19 protein-coding genes and 1 pseudogene are annotated in these 24,037 nt (G+C 39.3%); 5 read left to right on the top strand and 15 right to left on the bottom strand.

From position 1 onward, the window contains the following. Window positions 1-260: 260 nt before the first annotated feature. The 3 genes from tcuB to RCG22_RS01500 form a co-directional block, all read right to left on the bottom strand. Window positions 261-1,433: a tricarballylate utilization 4Fe-4S protein TcuB gene (gene tcuB, locus RCG22_RS01510; protein WP_308105419.1), complete on the bottom strand. Its 1,173-nt coding sequence runs from the start codon at window positions 1,431-1,433 to the stop codon at window positions 261-263. After that, window positions 1,408-2,799: an FAD-dependent tricarballylate dehydrogenase TcuA gene (tcuA, locus tag RCG22_RS01505; RefSeq protein ID WP_308105418.1), complete on the bottom strand. Its 1,392-nt coding sequence runs from the start codon at window positions 2,797-2,799 to the stop codon at window positions 1,408-1,410. The genes tcuB and tcuA overlap by 26 nt, the downstream gene beginning before the upstream one ends. Before the next feature lie 272 nt (window positions 2,800-3,071). Continuing rightward, entirely contained in the window at window positions 3,072-4,454 is a 1,383-nt protein-coding gene (locus tag RCG22_RS01500; protein WP_308105417.1) for an MFS transporter, read from the bottom strand. 290 nt (window positions 4,455-4,744) lie between these two features. Between RCG22_RS01500 and RCG22_RS01495 the strand changes: the two genes are divergently transcribed. Continuing rightward, window positions 4,745-5,455 (top strand): SGNH/GDSL hydrolase family protein, encoded by a 711-nt coding sequence (locus RCG22_RS01495; RefSeq protein WP_098259826.1) that lies wholly within the window; start codon window positions 4,745-4,747, stop codon window positions 5,453-5,455. Between the two features lie 188 nt (window positions 5,456-5,643). Here RCG22_RS01495 and RCG22_RS01490 read toward each other — a convergent pair whose 3' ends face one another. From RCG22_RS01490 to RCG22_RS01465, 6 genes are all read right to left on the bottom strand, one after another. Continuing rightward, a complete protein-coding gene (locus tag RCG22_RS01490; RefSeq protein ID WP_308105416.1) occupies window positions 5,644-6,672 on the bottom strand; it encodes a saccharopine dehydrogenase family protein in 1,029 nt (342 codons plus the stop codon). Between the two features lie 333 nt (window positions 6,673-7,005). After that, window positions 7,006-8,547, bottom strand: a complete 1,542-nt coding sequence (locus RCG22_RS01485) for an IS200/IS605 family accessory protein TnpB-related protein (RefSeq protein WP_308105415.1) — start codon at window positions 8,545-8,547, stop codon at window positions 7,006-7,008. Beyond that, window positions 8,501-9,175: an IS607 family transposase gene (locus RCG22_RS01480; protein WP_308105414.1), complete on the bottom strand. Its 675-nt coding sequence runs from the start codon at window positions 9,173-9,175 to the stop codon at window positions 8,501-8,503. Before RCG22_RS01480 ends, RCG22_RS01485 begins: the two co-directional genes overlap by 47 nt. Before the next feature lie 50 nt (window positions 9,176-9,225). Continuing rightward, window positions 9,226-9,435, bottom strand: coding sequence for an SDR family NAD(P)-dependent oxidoreductase (locus RCG22_RS01475; protein WP_308105413.1), 210 nt, complete (start codon window positions 9,433-9,435; stop codon window positions 9,226-9,228). A gap of 39 nt (window positions 9,436-9,474) precedes the next feature. Further along, window positions 9,475-10,035: a hydantoinase/oxoprolinase N-terminal domain-containing protein gene (locus RCG22_RS01470; RefSeq protein ID WP_308105412.1), complete on the bottom strand. Its 561-nt coding sequence runs from the start codon at window positions 10,033-10,035 to the stop codon at window positions 9,475-9,477. Between the two features lie 309 nt (window positions 10,036-10,344). Continuing rightward, a complete protein-coding gene (locus tag RCG22_RS01465; RefSeq protein WP_308107060.1) occupies window positions 10,345-11,262 on the bottom strand; it encodes a sigma-54 interaction domain-containing protein in 918 nt (305 codons plus the stop codon). 241 nt (window positions 11,263-11,503) lie between these two features. Between RCG22_RS01465 and RCG22_RS01460 the strand changes: the two genes are divergently transcribed. Next, on the top strand, window positions 11,504-12,985 hold the full coding sequence (locus RCG22_RS01460; RefSeq protein ID WP_308105411.1) for a S8 family serine peptidase: 1,482 nt from the start codon (window positions 11,504-11,506) through the stop codon (window positions 12,983-12,985). 66 nt (window positions 12,986-13,051) lie between these two features. On the opposite strand, the gene RCG22_RS01455 is transcribed toward RCG22_RS01460, so the two are convergent. Then, complete coding sequence (locus RCG22_RS01455; protein WP_308105410.1) at window positions 13,052-14,176, bottom strand: NADH:flavin oxidoreductase; 1,125 nt, start codon at window positions 14,174-14,176, stop codon at window positions 13,052-13,054. Window positions 14,177-14,708: 532 nt separating this feature from the next. On the opposite strand from RCG22_RS01455, the gene dld reads away from it, so the two are divergent. From dld to RCG22_RS01440, 3 genes are all read left to right on the top strand, one after another. Continuing rightward, complete coding sequence (dld, locus tag RCG22_RS01450) at window positions 14,709-16,391, top strand: D-lactate dehydrogenase (RefSeq protein WP_308105409.1); 1,683 nt, start codon at window positions 14,709-14,711, stop codon at window positions 16,389-16,391. A gap of 322 nt (window positions 16,392-16,713) precedes the next feature. Continuing rightward, entirely contained in the window at window positions 16,714-17,766 is a 1,053-nt protein-coding gene (locus tag RCG22_RS01445) for a C45 family autoproteolytic acyltransferase/hydrolase (protein ID WP_308105408.1), read from the top strand. 137 nt (window positions 17,767-17,903) lie between these two features. Next, complete coding sequence (locus tag RCG22_RS01440) at window positions 17,904-18,665, top strand: hypothetical protein (protein ID WP_308105407.1); 762 nt, start codon at window positions 17,904-17,906, stop codon at window positions 18,663-18,665. 173 nt (window positions 18,666-18,838) lie between these two features. Here the strand turns inward: RCG22_RS01440 and RCG22_RS01435 are convergent, their stop codons facing one another. The 5 genes and pseudogenes from RCG22_RS01435 to RCG22_RS01415 form a co-directional block, all read right to left on the bottom strand. Next, on the bottom strand, window positions 18,839-19,246 hold the full coding sequence (locus RCG22_RS01435; protein WP_308105406.1) for a hypothetical protein: 408 nt from the start codon (window positions 19,244-19,246) through the stop codon (window positions 18,839-18,841). A gap of 134 nt (window positions 19,247-19,380) precedes the next feature. Further along, window positions 19,381-20,562 carry a methyltransferase domain-containing protein gene (locus RCG22_RS01430; protein ID WP_308105405.1) on the bottom strand — a complete coding sequence of 394 codons (1,182 nt, stop codon included), beginning with the start codon at window positions 20,560-20,562 and terminating at the stop codon, window positions 19,381-19,383. A gap of 184 nt (window positions 20,563-20,746) precedes the next feature. After that, window positions 20,747-22,240, bottom strand: coding sequence for an RNA-guided endonuclease InsQ/TnpB family protein (locus RCG22_RS01425; RefSeq protein WP_308105404.1), 1,494 nt, complete (start codon window positions 22,238-22,240; stop codon window positions 20,747-20,749). Window positions 22,241-22,590: 350 nt separating this feature from the next. Beyond that, a pseudogene (locus tag RCG22_RS01420) lies at window positions 22,591-22,758 on the bottom strand (electron transfer flavoprotein subunit alpha); the annotation flags it as partial. Between the two features lie 296 nt (window positions 22,759-23,054). Then, window positions 23,055-23,990, bottom strand: coding sequence for an NADP-dependent oxidoreductase (locus RCG22_RS01415; protein ID WP_308105403.1), 936 nt, complete (start codon window positions 23,988-23,990; stop codon window positions 23,055-23,057). Window positions 23,991-24,037: the final 47 nt, after the last annotated feature.

The raw sequence follows: 24,037 nt of genomic DNA, 5'->3' as shown, positions 1-24,037 counted from the left end.
TACTTATTTATTAATATAACCAATGCTATAAAAAATTTTTATGGAATCTAATAAAAAAACAACATGGCTTCCAGGACATACTACTTCTCCAGTTTTTCTAAAAACCGGCGTTTACGCAAAATGAGTTTTTGCCTTGAATAATAAAAAGGGCTCCGGAAAACTAACCGAAAGCCCTTTTATGAGTAAATCCGAACATATTAAACTACCAAATCCTAGCATTGCTATGTTTATTCATAATCTTTAGCTTAAACATAATTTTATCAATGTTTGCCCACAACCGTTGCACCTGGCGTTACAGGCTGTTTTCCAACTTTCACTTCTTCTTGAACAGGCTGTTTTGCAATGCGCTCTTCTTGTGCATAACGGATAAGAGCTAAATAACGATAGACAAAGTGTGCAAATTTAGTATAAGGAGCAGTGAAGAATAACGCTGCAACACTTCCTAAATGGATGGCCAACAAAATCCCCATTGCTGCTGTTTCACGAGCCAGCAACAAGATCATCCCTGTCACTGCAACAACTAGTAATGAAACAATAAATGAAGTTCCTGACTTTGCTGCTTTTTCGTCGGAGACTTCAGGATCGCTTTTTGCTTTAAGTACCAACAGTCCAATCGTTCCAATAATAATTCCAAGGCCGCCTAAGGTTCCCAGAATTACTACTGGATGGTACACAGGATATGGAGCAGGAATGTGTAATACATGTGCGTAAAATGCCCCTAATGCTGTCGAAGCAAGATCTAGCATAAAACCATAAGATACAAAATGGTGAAACTTACGTCGAATAGTAGAAGGCTCCTCGGTTGGATAATTACAACCTGAACCTTCTCCTCCCAAATAACGAAGGCTGAGTGCATATTTTGTACCAGTCACAATATCTTTTCCAATGATTTTTTCAGACTTAGCCGACTTAATGTCCTTCCAGAATCTGCTCATTCCGATCAACCAGCCGCCAACCATCCAAATTCCTAAAGCCAAGAAAACAATAATCATGGCAGCTTCTGACATGGACTTATAAAAAGCTCCTGTTCCTACTTGCGCTTCTAAAAGTCCAGAAGTTCCGTTGGTTCCCAAAATTAAAGCTAACATTAAAATGATGCCAAAGAATAATGCAACCCAAAAGCCACTTCGTTTTTCCCCGAGTAGCTTGGCAAATATTCTCGGGCTTGCATATTTTCGATAGGTATCTTCACGCAATTCCGCAAACAGTTTTGGCGGATTAATGCCAAATTCATGCGGTGTGGTAAATGGACATGCATGGTAGCAGTCCCGGCAATCATGGCACAGATTGGCCAAATAAGTCATATCATTATCTGTGAAATCCCGGCGCCACTCAATAGATTGCCATACGGCGCAGTATCCCTCACAGTAGCGACATGAATTACATAATCTCATTTGTCGTTTTCCATCATCTAGTAGCTCTTTTGACTGCATTTGCTGCTTCCTCCCCTGCGATTCTTCCTAAAACTGCACCCATTGTGAGTCCAAAACCAGCTAGATACCCACGACGCAGTACATTTCCTGCTGCCATTTCTCCTGCTGCAAACATATTGTCACAGAGGCTTCCATCCTTCCACTTGATCCTTGCTTGCTCGTTTACTGCTACTGAAAGGTATGTGAATGTAATTCCAGTCTTCAGTGGATAAGCATAAAATGGAGGCTTATCAATCCTTACCGCCCAATGGCTTTTTACCGGCGTTAATCCTTCTGTTTTACAGTCGTCTAATTCACCTGGATTAAACGTTCCCGGACGAACGGCCTTGTTAAAGTCTTTAACTGTCTTAGCAACTTCTTTAGGGTTAAGACCCAGTTTTTCCGCCAACTCTTCGATTGTTCCTGCAGAAACTGGTTCGAATACCGAAGGCATGAATTTTTCAAGTGTCTGACTGTCAATAATCGAGTAAGCCACTTGATCTGGCTGCCGGGCAATCAGTCCTCCCCAAATAGCATATCGTTTCGGCCAGAAGTCTTCTCCTTCATCGTAGAATCTCTCACCATTCTTATTTAAAACGATTCCAAATGGAACACTGTCAAGCCGGGTGACAATTCCTCCGTCAAACTTTGGAGCCCTGCCATCAACCGCAACAGCATGAAACGCATCGGGTTCTCCTATCTGTGCTGCACCTTTATTTAGAAGCATCTCAAGAACATTCCCCTGATTATATGGGGTACCACGAATGATAAAATTCTCAGCAGCATCTCCCCAATAACGTTTGTGCCATTCTATATTTGCTTCAAAACCGCCAGCAGCAAATATGATCGTTTTTGCTTTGATTGTCTCAATCTGGTTATTCCTGCGAACTTTAGCAGCCTTGAACTTAGTGCCACTTATTTCTATATCTTCAAGCATTGAATCGTACCAGACTTCTACCCCTTTTGCTTTAGCCGTTTGATAGTACGAATTCATTACAGCCTTACCGCCGCCAAGCTGGAAGATATTCGTTCTTCCTAAATGAAGGGTCCCAGAAAGGGCCGGCTGCCATTGAATTCCCTGCTTGTTAAGCCAGTAGGGAAGTTCCTCGGATTTACGCACAACTAATCTTGCAATAGGTTCATTGATTTCCCCCCCAGCAACACGCCTTAAATCCTCCAAGAATTCTTCCTCAGGATACTTACCAGTCATATATTCATTCTCTTGTAAATTCATTACCCTATAGTCCCGGGTTAGTCTGCTATTACCGCCGCGATAAAATTTAGGAGCCCTTTCAATTACCAGCACCTCTACCCCTTGATCGCGAGCTGATAGTGCAGCAGCGAGAGCAGCGTTCCCGCCACCGACTACTAAAACATCCGTCTCCATTATTAAATCCCCTTTCGTGATGTATCAGCCTTTAATATAACTTTAATATAATATTATGAATAAAAAAAATATTAAAATTTTATATAAGTCCATAAATTTAACTTATGATAGATTATGAGTGATATAAAAAAGTTTAAGACTAGTATAAAAATTAAAAAAAAAGAAACTGATACTAGATACTTGTTTTAACTCCATCTTTTGAGAATTCAGAAAACCTAATATTTATTACTGAAAATGGAAAAGACACCCCTTAGAGTGCCGTTTTTTTCAGACTAAAGATTGGATGATTGTGGGAATTTTTCATTCGATTGTGTCCCGTTGATTTCTTCGAGACTTCTCTTAGAAGTACGTGGGCCAAAGAATATAGCTACAGCTGTTAAAACCCAAACAAGGGATATCAGGATAAATACGTTAAAGTATCCAAATCCTGTGTATATAAAACTAATAATAAATGGTCCGATAATATTGGAAGCACGGCCGATTCCATAAGTCATTCCTTGTCCAAAAGAACGCACTTCTGTTCCGTAGAGTTCTGATGTATAAGTATATAAATTTGATGAGAAGGTTCTTTCGATATAGTTAATAAGAAAGCCAAAGATAACGATCATAACTGGATTTAATGTGGCCCCGAATAAGAACACGGCAATGGCAAGGAATAAGCTGGCAGCAATAATATTTGTTTTTCTCTCAAAGCGGTCCGAAATCAGTGCACCCGTAAATGCGCCTAATGGAGCCCCTAAGGTAATTAATGTGCTATAAAGTAAGGTCTTCGAGATATCAATTCCTTGATTTACCAATAGAGTTGGAACCCATGATCCAAATCCATAGAATGCAATTGTTTGAAGAATCCAAACTGCAATTAGAATGGTTGTACGTTTACGGTAAATTCCCTTGAAAACATCAGACATTTTACCTGTAGTTACACGAGCAACTGAAACTTCCGGATCTGGCTTAGCTAAAGGACCTTTTTCACTTGCAATGCTTTTTTCAATTTGTTCAATGGTTGCTTTCGCTTTACTTACTTGTCCCTTCATTTCATACCAACGTGGTATTTCAAACAATTTTACGATACCGAATAAAGCGAAGATCCCCAACGCTCCCCATATGAATACAAGTCTCCAGCCAAAATCCCCCATTGGAACTACCAAACTAGCAACATAACTCGTAATAGGGATACCAGTAATACCAATTCCTACCGCTAATCCTTGATACTTACCACGAACAGCTTTTGGGAAGAATTCAATGATGTAAGTATTAGCATTCACCAATAAAGCTGAAGCAGCCATCCCTGTTATAAATCTAAAAATTGACAGTGACCATACATCCCAAGCAAGCGCATTCAGCCCTGAAAATATAGATAATAGTACTAATCCAATAGTAATAGCTTTCTTTCTTCCAGCTTTATCGCCAAGCACGCCGCCTAAGGTAGCCCCCAAAAACATTCCGAAGAAAGCACTGGCGTTAATGGTTGCAATAACATTCATTGGCAAATTCCACTGTTTCATTATTGCAGGTGCTGCATATGAAAACGTATTCAAATCTGCGAATTCAAAAAAATAAGCAATGGCTAAAGTAAAAATTACTCTCTTATGGACTGAAGAAATAGGTAAACGATCCATACGATTGGCAATATTAAGCCCAATTGTTCTACTCATGGTAATTCCCTCCCCTTTTCATCTTTTTTCCCCCGTTTCCCCTCTGTTACTTTTTCTCAATTAATAAGCTTATTAATGGTGTTATTTAAAAGTTATCATAATTTATTGAATTAAAAAAATATTGTTTATTTATAAACTATCATAAATTTTTTTTATATTAGAAAAGTGAAAATGTGACAATAAGTCACTCCCCTTTTTAATTTTTATCAAAAAGATGACAAATGTAATTATTCTTCATTTTATGAAGATGTTATATTAAAAGAAAAATCCGCCCAAGAATGGTGATATGAATGAAAATTATTTGTTTTGGCGATAGTTTAACTCGTGGGGTTTCCGTAGTAAAAGGGAGATTGCGAATTCTGAAGGAAAACTATCCTGCTTTCTTGCAAGAGTTATTTAATCAGCAGGAAGAAAATGATGTTACCGTTATTAACAAAGGAGTTTTTAATGATAACTCTGATTTAATGTTATCAAGACTAGAAAAGGATGTACTAAATGAACATCCCGATTATACGATAATTGAAGTTGGCGGAAACGACTGCAATTTTAACTGGAATGAAATTATTGAAAAACCCAAGGAGGAACATCAAGCTATCGTTTCACTCCAACGGTATTTAGCGAATATCAGTGAAATTGTTAAAAAAATGCGAGATAGTGGTATTATCCCAATCATAGCTACCCTGCCACCATTAGACCCAGTCAGATATTATCAGACCATTTCCACCCAATATAGCCCTTCTATTGGAAACTGGATTGGTAAATTAGGGGGTATTCAACACTGGCATGGAATGTATAACTACCATTTAAATAAATTGGCAGATGAGTTAAAGGTACCAAAAATTGATGTTAGAACAGCTATTAAAAAAGCCGGTGACTCGATTAATTTAATCAGCGAGGACGGCATCCATTTAACGGCAGAAGGCTATAATGCTTTTAGTATGGCAGTCTTTAATTATTTAATGAAGTGGTCTGATGATCAGATTCTGACGTCAAATAGGTAGTGTATTGTATGGTAGTTAAAACGTAAATCTATTAATCCAAAGGCAGACACCTTGAAAAGTAACTATGTAATTAATGGAATATCCGGGGGATCAGGCACCTTTTCAGAGAAATGAGGCCAGTCCCTGGTGAAGTAACGCTTTAATGCACCGGGGGACTGACCTCAAAATTCTCAACCTGTGTGAGTCTGTCAATGTTCGGTTTCCACAAATCTAGGCGCTTGCCAGTTAGCTGTTTCACGGTTTGGTGTAACGGTTTCGGTGTAGGTAATATGCAGGTTGACATTTTTTTGATTCAGATAGGCTAGGAATGTTTTTGGATCAATACATGTTTCAGGTGGTTTTACTCCTGTTTCCGTCACCTCACCGTTGATGATCATTTGGGCCACGATGGAGGCTGGGATGGCTGTCGCGTATTGAGTGGCGCTGGCCTTCCATTTTGGCTGATAGTCTGTCAGTAATTCTAATTTCACGGAAGCTTTATTTCCATTCTTCCAGCCTTTTACCTCAACAAGCAATGAATCTTTCCCCCAAATTGGTTCTTCTTTCACGACTAACAGCTTTTGCAAAAGGGAAACAATTTGCCTCCGAGGCGAAACATTCTCTCCTAAAACTTCTATTGGTTCGGTCTGTAAGAGTCCTAAAGAATGCAGGGTTTTTATTTTTTCAATCGTGGCTGGATCCCAAGAATCCTTGTAAGTGATGGTCTTTAATTCCGGAAAGCTGTCAGGCAATGTAGCCAATTCTGAATGAATAATGGAATAGGTTTTTTGTGCTCCGACGTCTTCATGAAAAAACGTAAGCTCTTCATCGGCGAGCGGAGGGATTTCAAGGACAGTTCCCTCTTGAACCGCCACAGCATTTTTTGTTGCTTCATCGATAATCGTATCGATAGCAAATGGAAAGGTTACACCTGAAGACGAGGATCCATACCGAATATGGATTTCTTCTGCTGAATCTAGTAGATCCACCCCATATCGACTAAAAATATTTGAAGTACCCGGATCAGACCCCATTCCAACAATGGACAGGATATTGGCATCTTTCATTAGTTGATCTAGCTTCAACTGCTCTTTTGTCAGCTTATAGAGACCCCCAAGGTCAAGGACACTGACCCCGACAGCCGCCGCTGCTCTCATGACATCCATATTAAAAATATAATTGGTAGCATTAATGCAAACCTTCCCTTTTGACAAAACCGTTCCTAAAAACATAGACATTCATGTACAAAGAAAAATCCATGTGTTCTAAAGGAAGTAATTTTCCATTTAGCACGCAAAACGAACAGAGCTTTTTGCGAATCACTATAGGGAATCACGCCCTAATTCTAGAATGGAAACATCCGTAAAATCAGAGTCTTTCAACCACAATTTACTTTATCGTTTCCGTCTCAATACCATGTTTTTCAATAAGAAAAGCACGATACAGGATACCTTTCAGTACTCTAGAAAGGCTGTTAGCCACGTTGGTAAAGAAAACTTTACAGAAATTGGAGTACGTGGTCCTTTTCTTCCTTGCAGGTAAAGAGGAAGCGTTGCTCCAATTTTACTTTCTTATCGATCGGCTTTTAACAATTCAATTTTATCTTGGAATGAATAGTGTTTTTTCCAATGGCTTGTCATCCTTCTCCACTTGCTAAGGTTGGATTGATTTCTATCAAAATCCTTATGGAAGGATAGGATGGAATCATATTTCAGTTTTTCTATTTTAAAACGATACCCTCTTCTCGCAATCATACAAGCGGCGGCGGCATGGGAGTTTAGGCCATATCGTGCCATAAATTTTATCTGCCCAATTTGGCTTGTATAGGCGGGATTGACCCGTTTGATTCTCACACCCAGCTTTTTTGCTTTCGACTCCATTAAATTCTGAAACGAGGAATAAGCAAATCCTGAAAGCATCCTTGCATAAGCTTTTCCCTTTTCTCGCAGTTGGGTCTTTTTCTTTGAAAAATCCAGCTTCTCAATCATCACATCTTTTTGAACTAAAACAGCGTAATCTAGTATTTCCTTGATGGCATCATTCATAGATGCAAGGATCTGTTCTTTTCTCCGGCTATACATCGGCACGTTTATGGTCCAACTTTTGATGGGATTTCCAAATCGATCTATTTCACATATGGAGAGGAATCCGGCATTTATATCGATTCCAATCAGCCCATTAAGATTCGAAGTCCCCACTTTGGGTGTTTCTCTTTCAACGGTTGCATTCACATACCATCCCTTGTCCTGCTTGATCAAACGATACGTAATCGAAGAATAGTATTTTTGAGGTCTTCCACTCCGGGTATACCCCATAATAGGAATCTTCGCCAGGTCTAACCACTCTTGACCATAGGGAAAAGTCACGTTAGGAAACTCAATATACTTTCCATATTTATCAATAAAGTGATCCGCTACACGTAATCTTAGGGTGTTCTTCATATTATAGGTGCATGTTTGATTCCCAAAAGTTTCATCCTTGGAGCCAATAACCAAAAATTGTGCTCTTCGGGCATCGAGCCAATCCTTTCTCCATTCCTGGTGATGCTTGTACCCATTTTCTTCTAAATGAAATTGTTTATGGAAAAGCGTCTTCGAGCCAAAACAGATTTGAATTCTGCCCTTTTCCTTGATTGACTTCCATTTTTCTAGTTTTTGTAGAAAGTTTCTGAGCCTGCGTTTCTTCTGATGTAGGTAAAATTTAAGGTTTCGATAGGTTTTATGGATTTTTTGAAAGGAAGGGTGCGTTTGCGGGATTTCCTGGAGTTTTTGAAGTAGTTGTCTTCTTTGAGTGGTTTTCTTGTCGATGATTTTTTGTAAGTACGTAATTTTGGATTCCAACTCATGAAGTTCTAATTTTCTTTTTTCGATAAAAGACGAGACCTTTCCATCTAGCTGCATCCTTAGCGAATTGAACTGCCGGGATGTAATCCCAAATTGCTTAAGAAAGGTCTTTTTGAGGCTAGAAGAGGCCATTCCCTTCTGGTAAGACTGGACAAACAGCTTACGCTCCAACCTCCCAAAATATTCCGAGTACTCCTGAAGGTACATGTCCGACGAGAGCCCGTTAAGCAGGGGAATGTTCTTTAGTTTCGTTTGGTAGGTTTGCAACATCTTTCAAAACCCCCTTTACTTTTTCTTCCACTAGTTTATTTTTATGACTTCGAATGCCATATAGTTTCCCAGAAAAGCTGGTAATGATATCAATTAAGTCCTCCACTAGTTCCTCTTGAGGCGGTTTTTCATTCGTTTGGTCATCTAGAATATTAAGAGTTACATGGTGACTCTCAAAGTATGTTTGCAAATAATGAAAACCAAATCGAGTCAGGGAATCTCGATAACGAATGGCAAGGTCAGTAAGCAAACCTTCCTTGGCACGCTTCATTACTTTTTCTAAGCCTTTCCGTTTGTCATTTAAACCTGATCCTACATCGGCTATAATCGTAACCTCTGTGAATGCGTCCAGATCCATTTTACTTTTGATAAAATCAATTTGACGCTGTAAATCTCCTTCCATTTTTTGTTCATGTGAAGACACCCGGGCATAAATGACTAGGTTCTTAGTAGGTTTCTTTCTTAAAGAAGATCCTCTTAATCGATTAATCTCGCTTTCTGGCAGTCTTCGTTGACCATTAGGCGTACGAATAAAAGCAGCCTTGCCCGAGTGATCCCACCGTTGAAGTGTTTTAACCGTAATCCCTAATATATTTGCCGCTTCATTCATTCTATATAATTTTTCCATAATTTAACTATAACACTCGAAGAGTGCAATGTCCATCATTGTCTATTGATTCAGGAGCAGTTGAAAACCCTTTTCGTTTTATCATGATCTTGAATATTTAATGATTCAATTTCGATTCGGTGATTCGTCTGTTCCTTTAACTCTTCTAATTTGGCCAAATTCAAATCAGCCGCAATCACCTGCATACCGCTTTCTACTAAATCCTTAACAATCATTTGCCCGATGGTACCAGTACCGCCTAATACAACAATTTTATTCATTCAATATACCCCCTTGTGCTAGCTTCTTCTAGCAGTTTTTCACATATTCGAATCATGTCCTTTATTTAGTTCATTTGGTATTTTTTTATTTTTTGCATTAATAATCAACATATAAACAATACCAATGACGACCCAAGAGAAGCCAAAGATTTTGGCTATCGATTCTAACCTGTACCACACATAGCCGATGATTAACAAACCAATGATCGGCAAAATCAAGTTTCGAGGGACAATGGGAGGAAGCTTTCTTTGGTGGAGCTGATACAATTCCGGGCGCATCTGGGTTCCAATTTCTAATGAATCACGAAACCCTTTGGTCGTTATCAGCCCTACTTTTCCCCATTGCTCTTGCAGCATCGCATTTGTGGCTACCGTTGTTCCGTGAACAAGAAAATGAACAGCTGTAAATGGGATTCCAGCTTGAAGACAGAGGAGTTCGAGGCCATTGATAATTGCTTCTGCCGGGTTAGACGGAGTGGAAGGCACTTTGACCACAATCGGCTCCTCGCCAGTCCGCCATAAAACACAATCCGTAAAAGTCCCCCCTGTATCAATTCCCACACGGACCTCTGTTTCTAGTTCTTTTTTCGTTAGATTCATCACAGCATACACCTCATTATTTGTTTTACATTCTTTCCTTTTTCATAATTAACTGTTTGTAGGCGCTTAATTTTGTTGTTTTTACTGTGTATAAGATTTTGATGCACCTGACTAAGTAATTGACTCTCTATTCATCTTAAAAGCAAGAATCATGCCAACAAAGAAATGCTGGTTAGTCTGCTACATTAGATTGAATTTTCAGTAAAATGATAGCGGTATGATGGCATCATGCATCGATTTTGATGCAGGTATGCATCAAACAGCCAAGCGGATATCCCTTATTTCCCCATATAACGGATGGCAGTAAGATTAGCGAATTCCGAATTTCTGCAGTTTCCTGACAATCGTTGATTGGTTGACACCGAGTTGTTTGGCCATTTCTCTGGTTGTTGAGCAGTGCTCTATTGTTTTTAAAAGAATATCTTTTTCTATTTTTTCCATGGTTTCGGTAAGACTTGTTATTTGGTCTTTGAAAATACTCTGTTCATGAAAATAGGACTCTACCGGTTCTTTTTTTTCAAAGAAGATAGGTTTTTCAAGGACGACGATTCTTTCGATGACATTTTCCAGTTCCCTAACGTTGCCCGGCCACGAATAGCCTAGCAATTGTTCCAGCTGGTTTGGCAGCAGCTGGATATACTTTTGATAATTTTTATTGAATCTTTTTAGAAAATAATAAGATAAAGCGTGGATATCCTCTCTCCTTTCCCGTAAGGGGGGAATTTGGATGGGAACGACATTGATTCGGTAGTACAGATCCTCCCGAAAAGTGCCGGTTAGAATCATTTTCTTCAGTTCCTTATTCGTAGCAGTAATAATTCTTACATCAATTTTCTGCTCTTTTGTGCCCCCAACCTTCATAATGACTTTTTCCTGTAAAACTCGCAGCAGTTTAACTTGTAATGTAGGTGTCAGTTCGCCAATCTCGTCCAAAAAAATGGTCCCTTTATCTGCAATTTGAAGGAGTCCCAGTTTCCCACCTTTCCGTGTTCCGGAAAATGCACCTTCCTCATACCCAAATAGCTCTGTTTCCAATAAATTTTCCGGTATCGCCCCACAATTAATGGTGATAAATGGTTTGTCTCTCCGATGGGACATGGAATGGATTTGATTTGCCACCATTTGCTTTCCAACACCGGTTTCACCCAGAATAAGAACGGTAGTATCTACTGAGGCAACGGAACGGATGAGTTCAAAAACCTCTTCCATCTTTTTGTCTTTGAATATGAGAGCTTTATCTTCGTATTTATCTTGTCTGAAAATGCAAAAGATACACCAAAGTGCTAAAAAAATATTTAAAGTGGATGTCTGCCGTGTCCTTAACTTGCTGTTCCCAGAGGAGGTTTTGTAACAAAATTAGAAAAAAATCCAAGAACGGTGTCGTTCTTTATCGAGAAGTTATTATTTCTAAAAGGTGGACGATCTATTATAATAGAACTGTTAGACATATGATTAGGAGGTTTTTTTATTGAAAAAAAGAAAAAAAGGAATGGCTATTGTTGCCAGTAGTATCTTAGCACTCTCACTATCATCTTTTAATCTGCACACATCTGCCACTTCACCAGTTAAAAGCTACCTCATTGCTTACAACCAATCATCATTACCTAAAACCTACCAGACAGACATTAAAAATGCCGGAGGAGAAGTGATAAATGCCATCCCGGAAATCGGTGGATTAGAAGTCCGCTCATCCAATCCTAACTTTTTGAACAATTTAAAATCTAATTCTAGTATTCTTGCGGCAAACGTAGAAATGCACTATAAGCTCGACGACGCGCAACCAGCAGGAGCTGACGGTAAACCTGTAACTCTTACCCCTGATAAAGATGGTACATACTGGGGCTCACAATGGGATATTCGTCATTTAACCAATGACGGAGAATCCTTTAATATTGAGTCAGGCGGTACGGTTGCAAACGGAAAGGTTACTCATAAGGCTGTAGTCGGTGTTATTGACACAGGTATTGATGCCAATCATCCTGACCTTAAAGCCAACTATGTGGGAGGTCAAAGTTTCGTTCCGGCAGGAGGGTATACTGGGAATGACAACTCTGAAACAGGCAGCCCTAATGATGTACTAGATCGTGAAGGTCATGGTACACACGTAGCTGGTTCCATTGCGGGTAATGGAAAAATAAAAGGTGTCGGTCCAGATCTAGGTATCATGGCTTACCGCATATTTGACAGTTCTGGAAGTGCCCCAACTGCCCCAATTGTTAAAGCAATGATTCAAGCTGCTAAAGATAAAGTGGACGTTGTGAATATGTCTATTGGCGGCTACGACAATTTAAAATATGAATACAATGGCACTCAGTATAGTGATATTGCAGATGTTCTCCTTTGGAAACGAGCGGTAAAATATGCAGTGACTAATAATGTAACCCTTGTGGCCTCTGCCGGTAATGAGTCGTTAAACTACGCGGATAAAAAATCATTAACGGATTATTTAAATGTCAATTATGGTGATTCGAACCTTATTTTTAAAGGGGTTACCATTGAAACACCAGGTGGAGTTCCGGGTGTCATAACAGTATCTTCCTCAAATCAATGGTCGAAGGATCAATTGGCATTCTATTCAAACTATGGAAATAGCTTTATTACAGTAGCCGCTCCTGGCGGGGACAACGGTCCTAAATATGCTTCAACCGGTATTTTAAATGATCGTGACTTTACCTACCGTGCGTTGTCAACATGGCCAACTTATTTAGAGCCTTATTTCACTACCATTGATCCGGAGCATCCAGGATATGCATACCTCCACGGAACCTCCATGGCTTCGCCAAAGGTAGCCGGCATCGCTGGAGTCATCAAAGCTGCACATCCAGACTACAAACCAGCTCAAGTGGAGGCACTTATTGAAAAGACTGCATTAGATTATGGAAAGCCAGGTTATGATCCATACTTTGGTAAAGGTGAAGCAAATGCTTACTCAGCTTTAACAGGTAAATAGGATAAAGTAAGGCCCATCTCATCGATGGGCCTTTATCTTGTACTACTCTATCTTTTTATGCGGATATTAAATCAAGTATTTCTCTGATTCCTTCGTATAATGAACTACTTGATTCAGATGACCATTTTTGAGTTTTACGGCCCATTCTGGATCAGCTAGTATGGCACGGCCAACGGCTACATAGTCAAATTCACCTGATTTGATTTTTTCATCTACCATTTTGAGATTGTCTTCTATTGTTACTTGATCATGATCCTGATTGCTCAGAAAAGCGCGGTTAATTCCGACAGAACCGACCGCAATCGTTGGTTTCTTCGTTATTCGTTTCGTCCAGCCAGCCAAGGTTAATGATGGATCTTCCTCTTTAAATTCAGGTTCCCATATTCGTCTGGTCGAGCAGTGGAAAATATCTACACCAGCTTCAACCAATGGGGAAAGCAATTGTTCAAGCTCATTCGAGTTCTTAGCTAATTTTGCTTGATAATCGGTTCCTTTCCATTGTGAATAACGGAAGACAATGGGAAAATCAGGTCCGACTTCTTTCCGGCAAGCACGAACAATATCGGCTGCGAATTTTGTTCGCTCTTCTATACCTCCGCCATACTCATCTGTCCGTTTGTTCGTTAGGTCCCAAAAGAATTGATCAATTAAGTATCCGTGTGCCCCATGCAACTCAATTCCGTCAAAGCCGATACGCTTCGCATTTGCTGCCGCTTCAGCGTACGCATCAATCATTTCAGTCACTTCTTCTTTCGTTAAAGCCTTTATTTTCTCACTTCTTTGGCCTTTTAACGTAAATCCAGACGGACTGACAGGAGAGGCATCAATATTAGGTTCACTACCTGCTCTTCGGGCAGCACCTACATGCCATAATTGTGGAATGATTTTTCCGCCTGCTTGGTGGACTTCATTCATCACATTTGCCCAGCCATTTAAGGCTTCCTCACCATAAAAACGGGGAATATCAGGGCTCATGACTGCAGCCGGGTGATTAATAGCAGTCCCTTCCGTTATGATGAGCCCAATCCCATTCTCTGCACGTTTTCGATAATATTGTGCAACATTTTCTCCTGGAATCCCTTCCGGTGAAAACATTCTTGTCATGGGAGCCATCACCAACCGGCTAGCTAACATTTCATTTCCAAATGGAACAGATTGTAACAAAGTATGACCTGCGTACTTTTGATCCAAGGCGAGCACTTCCTTTTATTTATTCGTTTTATCTTGCTTCCTTTATTCTATAATTCCAATAAACAAATATAAACTGTTAAGTCCTATGTTTATTCTAAAATTAAAAACATAAGTGGAATCTTTTAATTTGTCATGGTCATCATTACAATTGCGATGTGACAGGTTCAGGAATTCTACTATTTAGTTGTTTTTCCTTTATTTGATCAAATAGCTTCTGGACAGTCTCGATTCCTATAGTGGAATACTTTGACAATATAACAAGTTCCTTTGGTAGTTGTCCCACTTTTTTAATTTCATCTTCATTTAGTTGCCTTTAATAGACTCGGAATTCGATACCAACTAAGCTCGTCACCATAGGCACCCTTTCGAAATATTAGGTTAAACACATTTTTCTAGTTGATATGTTATTATTTTAGATTTATTATATTAGTAGAGTAATAGCAAAAGTTTATGTATCACGTGAAAATGTAATCGCTCACAAAATCACAAATCCTTTTACGAGCAATACTTTTCATATTTAGGAGGCAGAAGAATGGAAAATTCGGTTATCAAAGCACTAGAAGCGATTTTAGATCGTAAATATATAATTACCAATCCCTCAAAAACCTTACGTTATCGCAAAGGCTACCGCTCGGGACGCGGGGATGCATTAGCTGTTGTTAAGCCAGGAACTTTGACAGAGCTCTGGCAAGTCCTTAAAACGGCTGTTAAATTTGACAAAATCATCATTATGCAAGCATCAAATACAAGTTTGACAGAAGGATCAATTCCTGCAGGCGGCTATGATCGTGAGGTCATCATTGTGTCAACCACACGGATGGATCACCTCCAGTTGATCAACCAAGGCAAACAAGTCTTGGCCTTTCCGGGTACAACGCTCTATTCACTTGAAAGTGCGTTGAAACCGCTCGGGCGAGAGCCACACTCTGTGATTGGCTCGTCTTGTCTCGGTGCGTCAGCCATCGGTGGGATTTGCAATAACTCGGGCGGCTCACTCGTCAAACGCGGCCCCGCCTATACAGAGCTGTCGCTTTTTGCCAGTATTGATGAAAATGGCGAGCTACAGCTGGTAAATCATCTTGGGATCGACTTAGGCGATACGCCTGAGCAAATTATTGCCAATCTTGATGCTAGAAATTTCGACCCAAATGCTGTCCCAGAATCCCCAAAACACGGACATGATCATACTTATCAAACGCGCGTGCGTGACATTGAGGCAGATAGCCCAGCTAGATACAATGCCGACCCTAATCAGCTCTATGAATCTTCAGGTTCTGCTGGCAAAGTTGCCGTGTTCGCTGTGCGGCTCGATACTTTCCCGAAGGAACAAAACGAAAAGGTCTTTTACATCGGAACCAATACACCAAGCGTGCTAGAATTGATTCGGAGAAAAGCACTATCGGAGTTCAAAAATCTACCTGTCGCTGGCGAATACATGCACCGTGAAATCTACGACATCGCCAAAAAATATGGCAAGGATTCATTCATTGTCATCAATAAACTGGGAACAGACCGTTTGCCTTTCTTATTTGGCTTAAAAGCGAATGCAGAGCGGATTTTGGACCAAATGAAAATTTTCAAGCCTTATCTACCTGACCGTATCTTGCAAAAACTCAGCTATCTTTTCCCAAACCATTTGCCAAAAAGAATGGAAGAATTTCGCGAAAAGTATGAGCACCATCTGATGCTCAAAATGTCAGGCGAAGGCAGCGTTGAGGCGGAGACTTATCTGAAGGAGCTTTTTAAAGAAGCTGAGGGTGAATTCTTTGTTTGTACGCCAAAAGAAGGAGCGGATGCGTTCTTACATCGGTTTGTAGCGGCGGGCGCTGCCATTCGCTTCCAGGAGGTGCATCAAGACAAAGTCGAAGATATTTTGGCACTTGATATCGCTTTAAGGCGCAATGATATGGATTGGTTTGAAGCGCTGCCTGAGGAAATCTCGAGCCAGATTGAGCATAAGCTTTACTACGGACATTTCCTTTGCCACGTGCTGCATCAGGACTACATCTTGAAAAAAGGGGTCGATGCGCATGCCTTGAAGAAAAAAATGCTGGGGCTTTTGGATGCGCGCGGTGCGATTTATCCAGCGGAGCATAATGTCGGTCATCTCTATGAAGCCGCACCATCACTGGTTGATCACTACAGAAAAGGCGACCCAACCAACAGCTTCAACCCAGGAATCGGGAAGACCTCTAAACTTAAACATTGGGCTTAATCATCTTTATGAAGGACCATTTTAAGAGTACGTTTTGACAAATTTGATTTACAAGAGAAACATAGAAATTGCCAAATTTCTACTATCTGAAAAAGGAAACTGAGAGTCCACGGGCTTTCAGTTTTTTTTATTTACACAAACTCTGTTTTGATATTCCGTTACGTCGGTGACAATTTCTTCTGATAAAAAGCGGAAATCATGAAAGTCTATTCCCTTGGGAGGTCAGACAAAATTGGGGGTCTGACTTCAAAAGCATGCATTTTGCATTTCTTTCCTTCATCCAGTAGAATTTCCTTAATCGTATGATAAATGGGGAATAGATGTGAAAAGCGTATTTAGTGAAATCATTCAGTTTCGCGGAAATCATTATGATTTTGGGTATAGGCAGGGCGAGCTATTAAAGGATTCTCTCATTTTGCAAAACCGTAAAAAACAATGGGGTTCCAAATCCAAATTGCGGAATTTTATAACAGATGAAATGGTAGTCAAAAGGATAATTCTACAGTTCGCTCCCCGCATTTGGGATGAGCTAAATGGATTGGCAGATTCTTTAAAAATGGAAATGGCAGATGCCGTTAGGGAATTTGGCGGCTATTATCTTGAATACGGAAAAAGTGGGTGCTCCATTTTCACAGACACTGATTACATGATTCGAAACTATGATAATGACCCGCTCTCCTATGAAGGGCGTTATGTTCTCTATCAACCTACTGATCAGGGCTATGCTGTCTTTGGTCCCTCCATGCAAATCACCGGACGTACAGATGGGATCAATGAAAAAGGATTAGCGATGGGTTATAACTTAGTTAATCGTGTAAGGTCAGATGACGGATTTATTTGTAATATGATTGGCAGGATTATCTTAGAAAATTGTGCCAATGTAGATCAAGCTATTTCACTACTAAAAGAAATTCCACATCGCCGCTCGTTTAACTATGTCTTGTTGGATCAACGTGGTGAGTCCATCGTCGTTGAGGCCTCTCCCAGAGAAATAGCAATCCATCAGGCTAATTTCTGTACCAATCATTTTAATGAGCTAAAACATGAAAATCGCTTCCGGCTGGATGACTCTCTGCAACGATTACAGGCGATGGAAAGACAGGAAAGCAGCACTACCAATCCATATAAGGCATTTCGAATGATGAACGATACAGACAAGGGCGTTTTCTCTAAAAAATATGGAGCATGGGCAGGGACCATACATACTGCAGCCTACCTTCCTAAAGAAATGAAAGCATGGCTAGCCCTGGGCGGAGACAAGCTGCCACTGATTTTTGACTTTGACCAATGGCTTAAGGGAGAAAATATCAACATCACACGAATCAATGGGGAACTAGACACAAACCTGCCATTTGTGAATATGGAAGAAATCTAACGAGTGCAGCCCCCCTCCTTTATCACTTCCTATTTTTTTAATCAACAAAAGCTGTGGTGATATAAAAAGGAGCTTGTAATCATTACTTATATTAAAATAAGGTATAATATAAAAAAATACTTGAGGTGAATATAAAATTGGACTTTAATTCTGCGTCAGAACAACATATTGAAAAAGGCAATGACCAAGAAGATAATACAAGCGATTACACTAGTAGATTTGAAGCTGATGAGGAACTAGTTGATAGCGGATTTCAAAAATATTTTTTAGGTAGGAAAAAGAAAAACACAGTTAATGCAAGCAAATCGGGAGGAAACTCATTATCTAGGTTCCGATTGTCAAAAAAGAAAAAGAAATTGAAACTGTCTTGGGTAAAACTTCTCTTTAAAATCCTTGTAATAGGAGTAGTCTGTTATAACTTCAAATATATTATGGACTTTACAAGAAATCCTATAAGTAATTTTACTCAGATATTATATGTAGCTGGCATTTGTGCAGGAATAAATTTTATTGCCGTTTGGATTCTCTTTTATAAGAATCCGATGATACGATTTTATCTTTCCTTAGTTGCCATTATAGGATCCTTTGGCTATTACTTCTATGTAAATTATATAAATCATGCCTTTTTGGGTAATCACCTCATCCCTTCGCTGCTGGTTGCTATTTCAGTATTGATGGCCATAAACCCTAAAGTAAATTACTATTTAAAAAGTATCGTATTACTGTTTATCCCTATAGTAGGAATCTATTTTAGCGGTAATACCTTTGCACTTGTGTGGACTCTTATGTTTACTGCAGGATTAATCCTATTCTTCAGAGTGTCTAAATCAAAAAAATCAAAATCAAAATCAAATAAGAAGGTTGAACAAACTAGAAGAAATAAACAACAAACTGCTTAAGAACTAACCATTTTTTGATTATGATACGGTACTTAAATGAACCAAAAAGTATGCTTCCTCATCTTCTAGAATCATAAGTAGAGTTTTAAGGGCGTAAATACAAAAGGAAGCACACGTTCCATGTGCTTCCTTTTTTCGATGATTGAAATTTTTATGTTACATGTCCATCCCACCTAAATACAATTTGCATCAACTACCTGTCCAGATACCGACATAAGTTCATTTATGTTCACCCATCCAGCAATATTTTGAGATTGGTCAACACCATCTATGGTAAAAGATAGGCTAATATTATTGGGAAGTGACAATGTGGACCTTTTGCCCATGCAATTCTTTGCTTTTTGAAGAGAATCCACCCTTACACCTTCACAAGAAATTACATTCTTTTGCATCGAAACGTAAATTAATACTCCCCTTAAAGGATTATAGTTCTTGATAAAACCTTCAACAGTTGTTCCATCTCGGAAGGATAATCTGATCCAGCGCTTTTGCTGATAACAAGCAAGAATTTTATGAAATAGTCCTTGTCTGTAGTCATAGTTATATGGATAGAAAGGCTGGTAAGAATCATTTGGGTACAATGCAGCCTCCCCCTTTCTTTTATCAATAAATCTTTTCATGTATATGAGAAAAAAAAGGGTTGGTGCCTGTCATCACCTATGTGTAAAAAAAAAGCGAATAGTGCTGACACTATTGGCTTGAAACTAATTAGCTGCTATTCTGGTCGTTCATCCAGGTTTTGATACCAAACAAGCGGACCAAGGTGACCGAACTTTCCAACCGCCTCCTCCATCAACCGGTGTGCCCCCTCATATGCGCAGGCAGGTAAAATATCCAATTCATGATACCCCATATTTCCATAGTTATAGACAAGCAAAAACCTATCTGTCTCCCAAAGCTCAAGTCGAAACACATGCCAATGGTTCATCACTTTCAATTGAATCCCTGTGAAGAATGTTTTCTCCCCCAGCTGTTGATAAGCAAACTCCGCTGTTCCTCCTTTATAGGACCTACCTTCCTCAAATACAAGTGGGGAACCTTTCGTATATAGGTGTTCCATACCTTTCAAAGTTTCAAGACTGGTCTCCCTTTTTGTCGCCACAATCACAGGAGACAGCCTATCTACTCCTATTTCATGGTATACGATGGTACCACTGTCATCCCATTGAATATGGAAACCCGCTTCCTGAAGCACATTCGCCCACCTTCCGAGATCTGCGGAATTTTTCAATTGTTCACAAGAGAGATACAATCCATCCTCCGTTAACAAACGATGGACTATTTCTAAATAACGACTGTCCCCATAGGTTGGATTCTCCTTCATGTACTCTATTAGTGACCAATAGTTTGAAATCATGATTGGCCCCATAATCTCATGAAAGGTCCGTGATGAAATGATTAAATCAAAAGAATTTAGGGAAAAGTGCTCAGTTATCTCCATAAAATCCATTTGGTAAAAACTCACGTTATGAAGCTCTTGCTTTATTGCCAACTGCTGTGCACATTGAATCCCATTTCCACACTGTTCAATGCCAACGATCTCCCCATCTGGAAAAATCGAGGCGAACCAACAAGACAGCAAACCATTATCACAACCAATTTCCAAAATCCGCTTCGGCTTTAAATGAGTTTGCTGACTGATCCAGTTGAGCAAAGACTGATGGAAATTCATCGTCCATGATTCTATTGCCAAACTGAAGGGCAGTGTTCGGTTTTTCACTTCATAAAGATTCCCTTTTAGTTTGCGCTCCATAATGGGTTGGAGTTCCTTAGCCAAGAAGGAGTCAACCTCGGTTACGTGCCTCCAGAAGTCTTCTTTGGTGAAGCAGTTTTTGATACCCAGTGACTTAAAATAGGAAGAGACTCTTTGTGACTTTAATTTAGTATTTATAAACATAGTATTATCTCCTGTTTAGGCGTCGTATTAATTTTGTTTAACAGGACCAAAACCTACTAGTAAGTGATATTATCTGGTACTAATTATAGCATGAGTATCCCCATAACTAAAGTTAGGGGTTTCGAAAGAATAGGCCTTACAGCCCATTGTCTTTACGTGGGCTACCACAAGTCCCGCTAGTACATCAGGCTGATGCCTTCAGCTTTGCATGTTTTTTCTCCATTATGTTGATTTTCTTTGGGGCTTGAAGGAACTGTCTTCTCTCTAGTCCTTCAAAGGCATCCTTTACATATTTTCGAACAATATTAAAGGCGCCATTAACATCGGCATGAATGATCACTTTCGAGCCTTTTATTTTGTAAAAAGCTCTACTGCACCGATACCCACTAAACTCAGTATCGGTACCCTCTCCAAAGGTTGGAATCGGATCATTGTCCAAAAAACTAGACTTGCTCGTATAGCTCTCTTCACGGTCAATGACCTGAATACCTTGACGTTCAGCCTTGTAGCGAATCATTTCAATGAACGTGGCATGCGGAATTTGGATGAAGGTTTGTTTTTTAGATTTTTTCATTTCGACCTCCAATTTCCAACCGATATTTCTTCCTATGATGATGGTATCAATGGTTCTTTCTATGGCAATCTCCACCACTTTCGCGCTGGCTTTATGTAAAAAGTTCATGATGCGATTATTTCTTTTTCGATCCAAGGAAATCAACCGATCCGTGGTAAATATCCCTTCTTTGGGTCCTTTCCCATTTCTTATAATGCACATGTATTTAGCTCTTAATTTGTTATAATATTGATTGGTCGATTTTAACCCTGTGCCCTTGATAAGCAGAGGCCATAGCCCCGTGTTATCGACGATAGTTGCTAGGTTATCGACACCTAGATCAATACCCATTATCCGACTTGGAGTGAACACAAATTCATTTTTTTGTTTATCCTTTCGTTTGATTTCCTTTTCTGATTCATCTTTAAAAATAATCTCTATTACATAGCGACCGTAAGACGGTACAATCCGAATCTGTTGTAAATTCCCTTCAAAATGAGCGATTTTTCCCAAGGTTAATGAAAGAGAAGTACCTGGTAATTTCAATATACCCTCTTTTATTTCAGTAATTTGATTCGTTAAATAGCAAGTTGTGCGACCGTTCTTCGGTTTATATTTTGGAATTTTCGGTTTACCGGAAAAGCCTTCAGGATGGATTTTATACTTCTTAGAGGCTTCAAAATAGCTTTTCCAATCATCATATACTTTCTTCATCGTTTGTTGATTGGACTGTGAGGGCATTGAGGTATAATCAATTTGTTTCATTACCTTAAATAGTGCTTCCAAAAAGAAATATCCCATGAATGATTTCTCTTGGGTTGGCATTTCGAAAAGTTTCAATTTTGGTTCATTTATTTTGCCGTTTTTGTCTGCTTTCTTAGGTTTTGCTTTTGCCTTTGCAAAGCTTTTAAGGCGAATTTCATTCATTTGGGGCAAATAGGTTTCAATATCCATTAACACTTGAAGTTGATTTTCATTTCTTATTTCTTTTCTTAATGATGTGTAAATCTGACGAATATAGTAATTGGTGATGTTATACAAATTTTTAGCTTTAAAACACAGCGAATCACAGTAATTGAATAAATCATGTTCAGGATGGATTTGCACTTTATAAGAACAATACATAGCCTTCACCTCCTTATCACAAAGAAACATATGTTCTATATGTATTAATTATATCAGAGATTATACTAATATGTATAGTGAAATCACTCGATTCTAACGTAAATAAAAAACAAAAATACAGCTTATATCCCTATATCTAAAGCTAGGGGTTTTACGCAGCTTTTTGATAAAAAAAAGCTTTACTCCTTAGTGAAGTAAAGAAAAAGTGTTAAGCGATTAAATGAAATTTTTTAAGGTCTTTGTAGGTTAAACAAATATTGTTAATCCGAAAGGCTACACGCTAGCAGAAGCCTCATGGAAGAATTCACTCACGATGGACAGAGGAATAATGGTAATAATTCAGACTTAACTTACTTCATCACCTTATCACTAGAAAGTGCATGCTTAAACTGTTCGATTAGGATAGGAACGATCTCAAAGGCATCACCAACAATTCCATAATGACAGTTCTGAAAGATAGGAGCTTCTTTGTCCTTATTAATGGCAATAATTAAACCCGAATTTTTCATTCCCACTATCCTATTTTTTGGATGATGCCTGGCACAATATATTTTAAAGGGGTTGGAGATACAATGACAATCAAATATATCCGGTCACTACATATAGGTTAGAAGATTTATTAATAGAAAATAAATCCTCTAAGAACAATAGGTATTAAGTGAAAACTAAAAACACCACAAATATTAAAAAGCCAGTGTTTGCGGGTGTTCTATCTAACTAAAGATACCGGTTTGTCAGGGTCGAACTATAGTAGAAATGAAAATTCTTTAAAATCTTGTCGTGTATATTATTTCTGTCCCCGTATTCCTGTTAATTATTTCACTTTAATGACAATCTTCCCTTTGGCATGATGTGTTTCACTTAGTTCATGTGCTTTTTGTAACTCTTCTACAGAAAAGCCAAATATACTACCCACTTGAGGCCTAAGAATCCCTTTTTCAAGTAATTCTCCTAATTCACCCAGCTGTTTACCATTTGGCGTTAACCAATAGGAGCTTGCCATGACTTGAAGCTTTTCTGCTATTGCTGGATCGGGTTGTCCGGCTATCGTTACTAGTCTGCCGCCAGGCTTTAATACTTGGAAACTTTTATTTAAAATGTCGCCGCCCATTGTATCAATGACCACATCATAATCACTTAATTCTTCTTCAAAGCGCTGCGTACGGTAGTTAATGAATTCATCTGCTCCCAGCTCTTTTACATAGGCCTCATTCTGTTCACTTGCGGTTGTTGCGACATAGGCACCTAAATGTTTAGCCATTTGAACGGCCAAACTCCCTACACCACCAGCTCCGGCGTGGATGAGTACTTTATCTCCTTGTTTAACTTTTGTATTGTCCACTAAACACTGCCAAGCGGTTAAACCGGCTAATGGAATGGAGGCTGCTTTCTCAAATGTCAGATTGCTAGGCTTTTTCGCAAGCAATTCCTCATCTACAGCCGTAAATTCGGCATAAGTACCTTTAGCGGTAGTATCTGGACGCGCAAAAATTTCATCCCCTACCTGATAAGATTTAACCTCACTTCCCACTTCAACGATTTTACCAGCTACATCCCAGCCAAGGATAATTGGGAATGACCAATCAAGCATTTGCTTCAAGTAACCTGCACGAAGCTTCCAATCAACAGGATTAATGGAGGTTGCATACACCTCAACAAGGACTTGGTTAGCTTTAATTTCTGGTTTCGGCAGCTCCTGCTCGACCAACACATCTTTACTGCCATACTCATTGATAACAACAGCACGCATGACTAGCACTCCCTTTTTGAATTATATCTGCAGCACTAGTATTCGTT

Origin of the sequence: Neobacillus nitrireducens, assembly GCF_030915405.1 — a bacterium.
In the GTDB taxonomy this organism is placed as follows: domain Bacteria; phylum Bacillota; class Bacilli; order Bacillales; family Cytobacillaceae; genus Neobacillus.
The sequence above is the reverse complement of the archived record's forward strand: the minus strand, read 5'-3'. Positions and strand labels throughout refer to the sequence as shown.